The sequence below is a fragment of the Arthrobacter globiformis genome, assembly GCF_030815865.1.
GTDB lineage: Bacteria > Actinomycetota > Actinomycetes > Actinomycetales > Micrococcaceae > Arthrobacter > Arthrobacter globiformis_B.
On record NZ_JAUSXI010000001.1, the window covers coordinates 4,147,668 to 4,159,440 of the forward strand.

At 67.2% G+C, this 11,773-nt stretch carries 12 protein-coding genes; 2 read left to right on the forward strand and 10 right to left on the reverse strand.

The window, feature by feature from the left end; translation table 11 throughout:
* Nucleotides 1-6 precede the first annotated feature (6 nt).
* From QFZ33_RS19315 to QFZ33_RS19350, 8 genes are all read right to left on the reverse strand, one after another.
* Entirely contained in the window at nt 7-927 is a 921-nt protein-coding gene (locus tag QFZ33_RS19315) for a type IV toxin-antitoxin system AbiEi family antitoxin domain-containing protein (protein ID WP_307030069.1), read from the reverse strand.
* Nucleotides 928-1,204: 277 nt separating this feature from the next.
* Nucleotides 1,205-2,311, reverse strand: coding sequence for a winged helix DNA-binding domain-containing protein (locus QFZ33_RS19320; RefSeq protein WP_307030071.1), 1,107 nt, complete (start codon nt 2,309-2,311; stop codon nt 1,205-1,207).
* Between the two features lie 62 nt (nt 2,312-2,373).
* Entirely contained in the window at nt 2,374-3,441 is a 1,068-nt protein-coding gene (locus QFZ33_RS19325) for a UDP-N-acetylmuramate dehydrogenase (protein WP_307031905.1), read from the reverse strand.
* A gap of 7 nt (nt 3,442-3,448) precedes the next feature.
* Entirely contained in the window at nt 3,449-3,886 is a 438-nt protein-coding gene (locus QFZ33_RS19330; protein WP_307030073.1) for a MaoC family dehydratase, read from the reverse strand.
* A 2-nt stretch (nt 3,887-3,888) separates the two neighbouring features.
* Nucleotides 3,889-4,350, reverse strand: a complete 462-nt coding sequence (locus QFZ33_RS19335) for an FAS1-like dehydratase domain-containing protein (RefSeq protein ID WP_003803911.1) — start codon at nt 4,348-4,350, stop codon at nt 3,889-3,891.
* Nucleotides 4,351-4,385: 35 nt separating this feature from the next.
* Nucleotides 4,386-4,610, reverse strand: coding sequence for a DUF3188 domain-containing protein (locus QFZ33_RS19340; RefSeq protein WP_307030075.1), 225 nt, complete (start codon nt 4,608-4,610; stop codon nt 4,386-4,388).
* 67 nt (nt 4,611-4,677) lie between these two features.
* The gene (locus QFZ33_RS19345; protein WP_307030077.1) at nt 4,678-5,619 is read right to left on the reverse strand and encodes a DUF2797 domain-containing protein; all 942 of its coding nucleotides are present in this window, start codon (nt 5,617-5,619) and stop codon (nt 4,678-4,680) included.
* A 27-nt stretch (nt 5,620-5,646) separates the two neighbouring features.
* Nucleotides 5,647-6,510, reverse strand: a complete 864-nt coding sequence (locus QFZ33_RS19350; RefSeq protein WP_111905150.1) for an HpcH/HpaI aldolase/citrate lyase family protein — start codon at nt 6,508-6,510, stop codon at nt 5,647-5,649.
* Between the two features lie 316 nt (nt 6,511-6,826).
* Here QFZ33_RS19350 and QFZ33_RS19355 point away from each other — a divergent pair, with 316 nt between their 5' ends.
* Together QFZ33_RS19355 and QFZ33_RS19360 are read left to right on the forward strand one after the other, a co-directional pair.
* Nucleotides 6,827-7,864, forward strand: coding sequence for an ABC transporter substrate-binding protein (locus tag QFZ33_RS19355; RefSeq protein ID WP_307030079.1), 1,038 nt, complete (start codon nt 6,827-6,829; stop codon nt 7,862-7,864).
* Nucleotides 7,865-7,925: 61 nt separating this feature from the next.
* Nucleotides 7,926-8,846, forward strand: coding sequence for a TauD/TfdA dioxygenase family protein (locus tag QFZ33_RS19360; RefSeq protein WP_307030081.1), 921 nt, complete (start codon nt 7,926-7,928; stop codon nt 8,844-8,846).
* Nucleotides 8,847-8,921: 75 nt separating this feature from the next.
* On the opposite strand, the gene QFZ33_RS19365 is transcribed toward QFZ33_RS19360, so the two are convergent.
* Together QFZ33_RS19365 and QFZ33_RS19370 are read right to left on the reverse strand one after the other, a co-directional pair.
* Nucleotides 8,922-9,887 (reverse strand): aldo/keto reductase, encoded by a 966-nt coding sequence (locus tag QFZ33_RS19365; RefSeq protein ID WP_307030083.1) that lies wholly within the window; start codon nt 9,885-9,887, stop codon nt 8,922-8,924.
* 162 nt (nt 9,888-10,049) lie between these two features.
* The gene (locus tag QFZ33_RS19370; RefSeq protein ID WP_307030085.1) at nt 10,050-11,759 is read right to left on the reverse strand and encodes a glycoside hydrolase family 13 protein; all 1,710 of its coding nucleotides are present in this window, start codon (nt 11,757-11,759) and stop codon (nt 10,050-10,052) included.
* Between the last annotated feature and the right edge of the window lie 14 nt (nt 11,760-11,773).

Here is an 11,773-nt window from a genome sequence, read left to right on the forward strand (position 1 = left end):
GGCCGCTCATGCGGAGCGGGGCCGGTTTTGTGCCTGCGCCCGGGCGGTCGCGGCCAGGACACGCCGCCTGACGTCAGCGGGAGAAGCCAGATGCTGCCACTCAAGCCTCAGGACGACCCACCCTTCCTCGGTCAGAGCGTTCTCGCGGGCACGCTCAGCTAGCAGCACCTCTTCGGTGGGCTTGAAGTCGCTGTATTTGCCCTTGCCGTCGAACTCGATAATGACCCGTCGTCCCGGATCGGCGAAGTCCGCACGGAATAGTCCGGCTCGGGTGGGCAACTCGTACTGCGGTTCGAAGCCCTGGATGCCAATCGCATGCAGGAGGAGCCGGGTTCGCGTTTCTCCGGCGGATTCCGATCGGGCATCGAGGGAGGGCAGCAGCGTCATGGCACGGCGGCTTCCACGCTTGACTTCACTTTGCTCCAGCATCTGCCGCATCCTGGGCAGATCCGCGCCTTTCCGCAGCGCATGGTCGCCGATCACGGCTGCTTCATTGAGCGGCAGCAGGCGTGCGCAGTCGAGAACGGTGCGTTCCAGGCTGGTTGCGTAGATTTCCCTTCCGTCCGCGACCTGCAGGGTGACGACCTCGGAGTCGTCAAGCGCGAAAAGGTGGGTCTTCACGTCCGGGCCAGTGCTCGTTCCAGAGTTCGAATAGCCGGTTGTCACATGTACCAGCGGCCCGCAGTTCCAGACACTGCAGGCATGGAGCCGGGCCGCGCTGACGTGGCTATAGCGCGCTGTTCCGCCCGTAGCCTCATAGTGGGCCCGGATTCTGAGGTCGTCACGCTCCCACGGCTTGATCTGGCTCCAGTATGAGCTGCGCACATAGGCGCCGCGGCGGAGCCTGAGCAGGACGCCGTTTCTGACCGCTTCGGTAAGGAGCCTGTCGTCTATGCCCGCCTCCACCAACTGCCGGGTTGAAGCCACAGGTCGATTCGGCCATCGCGCTTCGATGGCCACATGGAGTTCCTCGCGCCGCATGCTCCAACGTTCTGTCCGTTGATACATCTGCGAACAGGCTGCCATTGCCCCATGTGGACAAGCCGCCGAGGACAGGACGGGCCCACACCTCGACCGGCCGTTAGCCGCACAACCGGCCGTGCCCAGGGCCGGTCATGCGGGGCAGGACCGGTTGTGCGAGGGAACCCCGTGCGTCATGCGGGGCAGGACCGGTTGTGCTGGCTACGGCCACCGTGCCTGGGCGTCAGGACGCGAGGAAGCTCTCGTACCTTTCGGCTGCCCGGCGCAAGCCCGCCAAGGTCGCCGGGCCCAAGGGCTTCGAGTCATCGAAGGGAACGGGTACGACGGCGGCCGCCCGCCCGCTCCCCTGCCTCGCCCAGGTGCCGGTCACCTCGCCGCCGGCCACGACGGCCTTCTTGAACACGCCGTTGCCGCCAGGAACAATCTTCTGCGCATGCTCGGGCGGCAGCACGATGCTCCGGTCCGTGTAGCCGAGGACAAACTCATCGAACCCCGGAAGAGCAAGTACCGAGCGTTGTCCCGGCACGCCCTCGTCCAGCAGTTTTGCGGCCTCCGGTGACATCCAGAACTGGGTCCCGTTGTACTCAAGCTCCACCAGCTCGCCGCTCACTTCCGGCAGGGCCCGCCGCACCTCGGTCAGCGGAATGCTGGACCACCACGCGAAGTCGCGCAGCGTGGCGGGTCCGTGGCCGCGCAGGTACCTCAGAAGCAGCTCGGCGATCCCCTCCTCACGGCCCAGGTCACGGGACGTCGTGATCCAGTGGTCGAACGCTACGAACTTCTGCTGGTTGCGGTCCAGCGGCCCGGGCACCAGTGAGGCGCTCTGGCACAGCATCCAGAGCAGGTGAATCCCGCGCTGCGCCTTGGTGGGCTGCCCGGCCGCCTCGAAGGCCGCGAACAGTTCCTCCCGGCTGGCGGCCCGTCCGCCGTCGACCAGGCCGAGGGCAATATTCCGGCACGCTTCGACGTCGCTGCCGGTGATTTCCAATTGCCGGTGCCGGCCGGCCGTTCCCTGGATCATCCGGGCCGTGGTGATGTTCAGGATCCAGCGCAGATCCTCGGGAGCCAGCAGGTGCAGCGTGCCCCGCATGGGCCATGAGCGGACCACGGACCCGTCATCCAGGGCCCCGCGGACGTCGCTCAAGCCTGCGTCGGGTACGCGGACACCCACGGCCCACAGCGCCGACTGGAGATCCTGGGCCTGCATCGCGGTCATCGAGCGGACTGCCTCCGGCACCCGGGTGAATCCGGTCCCCAGCAGGCCCTGCGACGCCAGCCTCAGCCGGCCCATAACCTTGGGCGTAACCCGGATCCTCACCGCTGCTGCCATGGACCCATCCTAGGGCTCCCCCGTAACGGAGCAGCCGGTTACCGGAGCAGGCTCCGCCAGACCTAGAGCGAGAGGCCGATCAGGAGCGGTTCGGGGTGCAGTTCGATGCCAAAACGCCCGACGACGCCGGCACGCACCTCGCGTGCGATCGCCACCATGTCGGCGGCGCTGGCCGAACCGCGGTTGGTGATGGCCAGGGTGTGCTTCGTGGACAGCGAGGCCCGGCCGCCGGAGACGCTCCCGTCCTCCAGCCCGAAACCCTTGCCGAATCCGGCGTTGTCGATCAGCCACGCCGCGGACAGCTTGACCGCGCCATCGGAGCCGCCCGGGTACCGGGGAGCGTTTTCGGGCAGTCCGTCCGCCACGGAAGACGGCACGATCGGGTTGGTGAAGAAGGAGCCCGTGGAGTAGGTATCGCGGTCCTCCGGGTCCAGCACCATGCCCTTGGACGCGCGCAGCCGCAGGACCTCCCGGCGCACGTCGTTCGAGTAGGCACGCTTGCCCTGTTCTACGCCCAGGACCCTCGCCAGCTCGGCATAGCGGATAGGTGCGCTCATGCGGCCCAGCGGCAGCTGGAATTCGACGGTCAGCACGACGTAGCGCGGAGAGCCGTTGACGGTGGTTTGCTTGAGGATCGAATCCCGGTACCCGAATTTCAGCTCCGAGTTGGTGAAGGTCTTCACTGCGTTGCGCTCCCGGTCCCAGGTGCGGACCGCGGCGATGGTCTGCGACACGTCCGAGCCGTAGGCACCGACGTTCTGCACCGGTGTGGCGCCGGTGGCGCCGGGGATCCCGGACAGCGCTTCAATGCCGGACCAGGCGTGGAGCACGGCGTGCTTTACCAGCGCGTCCCAGTTGTGGCCGGCCTGGACCACCACGGATACGCCGCCGCAGGAGTCCTCGGCGTTGACGGTGAACCCCTCCGAGGCGATCTTCAGGACGGTTCCGGGGAACCCGTCGTCGGAAATCAGGAGGTTGGAACCGCCGCCGATGATCAGCAGCTGCTCACCGGCGGCGTCCGCGGCACGCACCGCCTCGATGATCTCGGCCTCGGTGCGGGCCTCGACGTATTTGCCGGCGGGACCGCCAACGGCGGCCGTGGTCAGATCGGAAAGCCTTGGAGGGGTCACCATCACGTCACGCCAACCGGACGAGGGCCTGGGCTTTCATGAGGACCTTCTGACCGTCGAACACCACAGTGAGGTCCACGCGCGCGGTGCGCGCATCGGCATCCAGCGCGCCGACCGCGCCGCTGACGTCGATTACGGCACCGGCGTCGCCGGATCCCGTGGTGTCGGAGACCAGCACCGGCTTGGTGAAGCGGGTCTGGTAGTCGACGACGGCGGCCGGGTCACCGGCCCAGTCGCTGACCAGCTGCACGGCGGCGCCCATGGTGAACATGCCGTGGGCGATGACGCCGGGAAGCTCGACGCCCGTGGCGAAGGCTTCGTTCCAGTGGATGGGGTTGAAGTCGCCCGATGCGCCGGCGTACTTGACCAGGTCCTGCCGGGTCACCTCGATGCTGCGGCCGCCAATGTCCTGGCCGACGCTAAGTTCTTCGAATGTGGGGCTCATGGCTACTGTCCCTCTCCGCGGACCAGGATGGATGACTTGGTGGTGGATACCGGCTCGCGCCCGTCCCCGTCCGTCAGGGCAAAAATCTCGCTGCGCGTGGTGATCATGGCGCCGCCGCCCATCGCGCGCACGCCGTCGACGTGCAGTTCCGCCACGAGCCGGTCGCCGGCAAAGATGGGGCGGTGGTGGGTGAAGCGCTGGTCCGCGTGGACGACGCGGGAGAAGTCGATGCCGGCTTCCGGATCCTCGATCAGCTGGGCGTCGGCGCGCTGCGCGATAATGATCGCGAACGTGGGCGGGGCCACGAGGTCGGGGTGGCCCAGGCCCTGCGCGGCGTCAACATCGAAGTGGGCGGGGTGGGTGGCCTTGACGGCGCGGGCGAACTCGCGGATTTTCTCACGGCCAACGTCATACACCTCAGCGGCAGGGTAGCTTCGTCCCTGCAGGTCCGGATTGATAGTCATGGGTTCAAGCCTATCGGGGCGGGCGTGCAGGTCCCCTATTTCGGGATGTTCTTGCGGACCCGTTGGCCGCGGACCACCAGACCGACCATGTGCAGCACCAGGCCCAGGCCAATCACCGGCAGGGACGCAACCATGAGCCCCTGGTTGGCGGCGACATGGCCCGCGATGTTGAGGATCAGGCCGACGGCGATGAGGCCCATCGCGGCGAAGACCAGGGTTTTGTAGGACTTGGGCGCGGCGGCCCAGAATTGATGCAGCACCGTGCCAGTTTACCCAGTCATGACGGCGCGCCCTGAGAAACGTTGCGCCTTGAGAAACGGGGCGCCCTCAGAATAGGGCTTCCTGCACCGCCGGCACCTCCGAGCTGTACTCCCCCGGTTCCACCAGGCGGCCCTTCAGCAGCCCGAGGTTCACCACGAAGTCCAGCTCCGAGCCGTCCAGCCCGGCCAGGCCGTGGCTGCCGCACAGGGCCCTGAGGGTGAAGCCGTGGCTTCCGCCGTGCATCCCGTGCGGGTAGGCGTGCCGGGAAGCAGCCGCGCACAATGCCGCGGCCTGCGCCGGGCGGACCCACTGGTCATCCACAACGGCAAAACCCCCGACGGCGGTGCCCGCCAACAGGGTCCGCACGTCCTCCGCCCGGCGCCGGTTGAGGAGGTCAAGCTCATCGGCGGGGAGCGGGTCCGTCAGGGCGGCAGCCTTCGCCGTGCCGCGAACCTGCTGGGCAAGGCCCGCTTCGCTCGTGGCCAAGTCCTCCAGGACGCGCACCAGCCTCCCGTCCTCCGCCAGGGCTACGTAACGGGCAACCACGGCACCCTGCTCGGCCAGCCGGTTCCATTTGCGCGGCTGTGAGGCGGTGCCGATCTTGCTGGCACCGTTGGCGAAGGTGGCCACGTAGAGCCAGTGCGGCTGCATGAGATAGTCCCGGAGGCCGGCCGGAACCCGTCCGCCACGGTGGAAGTCGTGGATCAGCCGGGTGTCGTCTGCCAGCTGGCAGGGCTCACACTGGCTGCCCCGGACCGCCTGGGCACTGTCCGGGCAGGTGACGTGCCGGCGCTCGGCGGCGGAGAAAACCCTGGTGTGGCCGAGGCAGCACTTGACTCCGTCCGCAACGCGGAACCCCAGACGGGTGCCGGCGTCGAGCGTCATCTCACTGAACCCGCCGGAATGGTGCTGGAGGCGCAAAACAGGCCTGCCGCCGTCGGCCGCTGCGGAAACGGCCGGCGGCCCATCCCAAAAGACCCCGTGCACCAGATAACGGGTATCGGTCACGGGGCCTCCTGGTAATGCTGATGGCGCTTACAGCGCGGGCTGCACACCAAACGCTACCGCGAGCTTCATGATCTTCTCTGCGCGGCCGAGGCGGGGCAGGTCCGAGCCATCACGGATGACGCGGCCGTTGGCCTCGAAGTCGGCCATGAAGTCGGTGGCCCAGGCGACGTCCGACGGCGTGGGGCTGATGACCTCGTTGATGACGCTGGTCTGGTCGATGGCCAGGCAGAGCTTTCCGGTCATGCCCATCATCACCGTGACACCGGTCTGCTCGCGCAGGATCGGGTGGTTGGTGCCCACCGTGGGTCCGTCGATGGGGCCCGGCAGGTTGCCCACCCGGCTGGCCACGACGAGCTTGGCGCGCGGGTAGGCCATGGCCTCCTGGGTGTTCGCCATGCCGGTGTCGCGGCGGAAGTCGCCTGATCCGAAGGCCAGGCGGAATGCACCCTGGGCCTTGGCGATGTGGTTGGCCTCTTCGATGCCGAGCGCGGATTCCACGAGGGGGATGACCGGGGTCTTGCCGTCCATGCGGTGGAAGCTTTCGGTGACCTGGTCTGCCGACTCCGTCTTGGCCAGCATGACGCCGAGCAGCCCCGGCGTGCCGCGCAGGCCCGCGAGGTCGTCGGCCCAGAACTTGCTGGTGGCGTCGTTGATCCGCACCCAGGCCTGGCCGCCTCCGGAGAGCCAGTTCACGACGTTCTCGCGAGCGGCGTCCTTCTGCGAGGGGTCCACGGCGTCTTCGATGTCCAAGATGATCGAGTCCGCGCGGGACACGGCGGACTGGTCGAAAAGCTCGGTTTTCATTGCGTTGACAAGCAGCCACGAGCGGGCGATCTCGGCGGGGATATTGCGTTCTTGCCGGGTGATCTCGGCTGTGGAGGAAGACGTCATGGTTCTACCGTATCGGGCGCGCGCCCGTGTGCGCGACGCAGATCGGCCCCGCAGGGCAGACCAATACGAACAAAAGCCACAGTGTACCGCCCGTCGCTGGGATCTTTGCTGCCGTCTGTCACGGACACTCATGGACCGCAACGGGGCGCCGCATGTCCCGCTGTTGCGCCGTGTTTCCGCCGATTTCTAACGGTTTCCCGCCGTGACCCGGGCACTTTTCTGCTTCGTCCGAGTGCGCTTACATCAATCCATCGGCCGTTGCAGCGGCCGGAGCGAATGTGGCGTACCAGCCGACCAAACCCCTGAAGGAACCCCCATGAAACGACACCTGACCATACTGAGTGCTGCGGCCGCCGTCGTCATCGCCCTGACGGTGTCCGGCTGCGGCGGGAGCGCCGCCGGCGATGACACAGGCGGCACCGGAACGCCCGGCGCCAACGAAGTGAAGGAGCTCCGCTACCAGGGCTGGGCCAACAGCGTGACCCTTCCCGAGCTGGCGGAGGACCTCGGCTACCTGGGCGACGTCAAGCTGAACTGGGTGGGCAACACCATCAGCGGCCCGCAGGACATCCAGTCCGCAGCGACGGGCCAGACCGACTTCGGCGGCGCGTTCGCCGGCGCCGTGGTGAAGCTCGTGGAGGCCGGGGCTCCGGTGAAGGCCGTCATCAACTATTACGGTGAGGACAGCAAGACCTTCAACGGCTTTTACGTGAAGGAAGACAGCACGATCAAGACGGCCCGGGACTTCATCGGCAAGAAGATCGCCGTGAACACCCTGGGCGCCCATTCCGAGGCGGTCATCAACACCTACCTCCGCAAGAACGGCCTGAGCGCGGACGAGATCAAGCAGGTCCAGCTCGTGGTGGTTCCGCCGAACGACACGGAGGAAGCCATCCGCCGCGGCCAGGTGGATGCCGGCTCCCTCGGCAGCATTCTGCAGGACAAGGCCGTCGCCAACGGCGGGCTGCGGTCCGTCTTCAGCGACTTCGACCTGTTCGGCACGTTTGCCGGCGGACCCTACGTCTTCCGGGAAGACTTCATCGCGCAGAACCCCAACACGGTCCGGACCTTCACCACGGGCGTGGCGAAGGCCATCGAGTGGGAGCGGGCCACGCCCCGCAAGGACGTCATTGCCCGGCTCACCAAGATCCTGAAGGAACGCGGCCGCAACGAGAACCCCGCCGCCCTGCAGTACTGGAAGAGCGTCGGCGTCCCCGCCAAGGGCGAGATCAAGGACGAGGACTTCACCCGCTGGGAGGAGTACCTGAAGTCCGCCGGCATCATCAAGTCCGGTTTGGACGCCAAGAAGCTGTACACCAACGAGTTCAACGGTCTCCTGACCGCTTCAAAGTAACGCCCGATCCAAACAACCGCCCGATTCAGAAGTATCCGCAGCACAAAGTGAGGAAAGAACGATGACTGTCATTACCGAAACCAAGCTCGAATTCTCCAAGCTGGGCTCCCGCATCGGCGCCGAGATCCGCGGCCTGGATCTCAGCGGCGATCTGCCGGCAGAGACCGTTGCACAGATCCGTGCGGCCCTCAACGAGCACAAGGCCCTCGTGTTCCGTGAAGCCAGCATCCTCTCCGACGAGGCGCAGGTGAAGTTCGCCAGCCTCTTCGGACCGCTCACCAAGGCGCACCCCACCGTTGCGTCGGTTGAGGGCGAGGAGAACGTCCTGCCCGTGGACAGCGAGAACGGTTCAGCCAACAACTGGCACACCGATGTTACGTTCGTGGTCAACCCGCCGCAGGCGTCCACCCTGCGCAGCATCGACCTGCCGGTCTACGGCGGCGAGACGCTGATCGCTTCCTCCGCCGGCGCCTACGCCGACCTTCCGGATGAGCTGCGGAACTTTGCCGACACGCTGTGGGCCATCCACACCAACGACTACGACTACTCGGTGCCCAAGAACCTGGAGCACGCCAACGCCGAGGATCGCCGCAAGGAGTTCACCCGGCTCAAGTTCGAGACCGCCCATCCTGTGGTGCGCGTGCACCCGCTGACCGGCGAGCGCGGATTGTTCATCGGGGGCTTCGCGCAGCGCCTGCGGATCGTGGGTCTGTCCAACACCGAATCCAAGGACATCATCCGGCTGCTCCAGGCCTACGTGACCCGTCCCGAAAACGTGGTCCGCGTGAACTGGGAGCCGAACCAGCTGGTGCTCTTCGACAACCGGATCACGCAGCACTACGCCCCGGACAACTACGACGGCCAGCCGCGCAAGCTCAACCGCGTCACCATCGCCGGAGACATCCCGGTGGGCGTGGACGGCAAGCCGAGCCAGGCCCTGAAGGGTGATGCCTCCACGTACTCGGAGATCGCCCCGCTCTAGGGTTGTTACCCAAGCAGGTCGCAGCAGATGGTGTTCTGAGCCCTCAAAACGCCGTCAGCTGCGACCTACTTGGGTTTAAGGGATGTTGCTCCCGCGGGCCGTGACCCACAGCCGGTACCACTCGGCCCGGGTCATGCTCTGGGCCACGCGCGAGGCCCCCGCGCAGGCACGGATGCGGTCCGGGTTGGCTGTGCCGATGACCGGCGCGATCCCGGCCGGGTGCTTCATCAGCCACCCCAGCAGCACAGCCTCGACCGTCGTGGCGTTCTCCCGGGCCATCTCGGCCAGCAGCGAGGCCGTGGCGCTCTCGGCTGGCGTGGGCCGTTCGGGCGGGTTGCCGGTGTAGTGGCCGCGGGCCAGTGCACCGTAGGCCTGCAGGGTGATCCCCTGGCGTGCGCAGTACTCCAGCGTCCCGTGCGGAAAGCTGTAGCTGTGGGCATCGGGATGGTTCACCAGCACCGTGCTCTCCAGCCAGTCGCGCTTGAGCAGGCTGAGCTCCAGCTGGTTGGCCACCACCGGGGTTTCCAGGCTGTCCTGCAGGAACTCGATCTGCGCGGCGGACATGTTGGACACCCCCAGCGCCCGCACCTTCCCTTCCGCCATCAGCTTCCCGACGGCGGCCGCCACCTCCGCAGGGTCCATCAGGGGATCCGGGCGGTGCAGCAGGAGGATATCCACGTAGTCGGTGCGCAGGCGCTCGAGGCTGCCATTCACGCGCTCGATGATGGCGTCCGGGCTCAGGTCGTAGTGGGTCTCCAGCCCCCGCTCGTTCAACCGGATCCCGCACTTGGTCTGCAGCTGGATGCGCTCCCGCAGCCCGCTGCTGCCGGCAAGCACCTCGCCGAAGACGGCCTCTGCCTTTCCGTGGCGGTAGATGTCGGCGTGGTCGAAGAGCGTGACGCCGATGTCCAGTGCTGCCTCGATGGCCTCAGCCGCGGCTTCGACGTCGGTTATTTCGTGGGGGTCAGTCGACCAGTCCCCGCCCAGGCCCATACAGCCGTAAAGCAGCCGGCCGTTCGGGACTGCAGTCTGTTCAGTCATGGCATCACTCTTTCACTAGTTCCCTGCCCCGCCCAGAGGCAGGCCCTGCTCCAGCTGCTAGGGAGGGTGGCTAAACGGAGCGGCCGGCGGACCCCGGTCAGTCAAGACGGGGGTCCGCCGGCGGCGTGCTATTCAGTCAGCGGCCAGCGTAGCCAGACAGGATCAGCGCAGCCAGGCCGTGGTGTTGGCCGGCAGCTTGCCACCTTCCAGCGGTGCGCTGCTCACCAGCACCGTGCCCGCGGGAAGGTCGACGGCGGTGTCCCCGAAATTGGTCACGGACTGCCAGCCGCCGGGACGGCTGAAGTGCAGGACGTCCGGGTTTCCGGTTTCGATCCATTCCAGCTCTTCGGCGGCCTGCAGCTCGCGGCGGAGCTTCAGCGCCGTGCGGTAGAGCTCGAGCGTGGAGCCCTGGGTGCCGTCCTGCGCCTCAACGGCGTAGCTGCTGAACGAGTCGGGCTGCGGCAGGTGCGCGCCGCCGTCGCCGAACCCGAAGGACGTGCCCTCCACGGACCACGGCAGCGGCACGCGGCAGCCGTCGCGGCCCACTTCCACTCCCCTGTTGCGGAAGAACGACGGGTCCTGGCGTTCGGCCTCCGGGATGTCCGCCACTTCCTGCAGGCCCAGTTCCTCGCCCTGGTAGAGGTAGGCGGACCCGGGAAGCGCGAGCATGAGCAGCGTGGCGGCGCGGGCGCGGCGCTGGCCGAGTTCGACGTCGAGTTCCTCCTCGGGTCCGCCGGCCAGCAGCCAGGCCTTGCCGTCCTGGCCCTTGGCGTGCTTGCCCTTGGAGCCCTTGGGCAGGCCGTAGCGGGTGGCGTGCCGGACGACGTCGTGGTTGGAGAAGACCCAGGTGGAGGAGGCGCCGGTGGCGGCCGCCTCTGCCAGGTTGCGGGTGATGATCTCGTGGAACTCCTCGGCGTCGAAGTCAGCCTGGAGGAGGTCGAAGTTGAACGCCTGGCCCAGGCCCTCGGGGCTGGCGTAGCGGGCACGGCGGGTGGCATGCACCCAGGCCTCGGCGACGGCGGTGCGCGGCGGGTTGTACTCGTTGAAGACCTCGCGCCACTCGGCGTAGACCTCGTGCACCTCGTCGCGGTCCCAGAACGGGTGCGACCCGTCGTCGAATCCGTCCGTACCGGAATTTGCGGCGCTCAGCTCAAGCTTGGACAGCAGCGGTTCGGTGAGGTCCTTGGTCAGGGCGTGCGCCACGTCAACGCGGAAGCCATCCACGCCCCGGTCCGACCAAAAGCGCAAAGTCTTGAGGAAGTCATCGCGGATTTCCCGGTTGGCCCAGTTCAGGTCCGGCTGCTCCTTGGCGAAGATGTGCATGTACCACTGGCCGGGGGTGCCGTCCGGTTCGGTGATGCGCTCCCAGGCAGGGCCGCCGAAGACGGAATCCCAGTCCGACGGCGGGAACTCGCCGTTGGGGCCCTTGCCGTCCCGGAAGATGTAGCGGTCGCGCGCCGGGGAACCCTTCGGGGAGGCGAGGGCTTCCCTGAACCATTCGTGCCGGTCGGACGAGTGGTTCGGGACAATGTCCGCGATCAGCCTGATGCCGGCGGCATGGAGGGCGTTGGCCATCTCGTCGAAGTCCTCGAGGGTGCCGAGCTTCGGGTCCACGTTGCGGTAGTCATCCACATCGTAGCCGCCATCGGCGAGCGCCGAGGGGTAGAACGGGCTGAGCCAGACGGCGTCGATTCCCAGCGTCTTCAGGTACGGGACCTTGGCCGTTATGCCCTTGATGTCGCCCAGGCCGTCACCGTTGGAGTCGGAAAAGCTGCGCGGGTAGATCTGGTAGACGGACGCCTGGCGCCACCAGTTCGGATCGGCCATGTGGTCGGAATCGGACAGGGTTGCCAGCGTGGCGGTGGTGGACAAGGGGTGATCCTTTT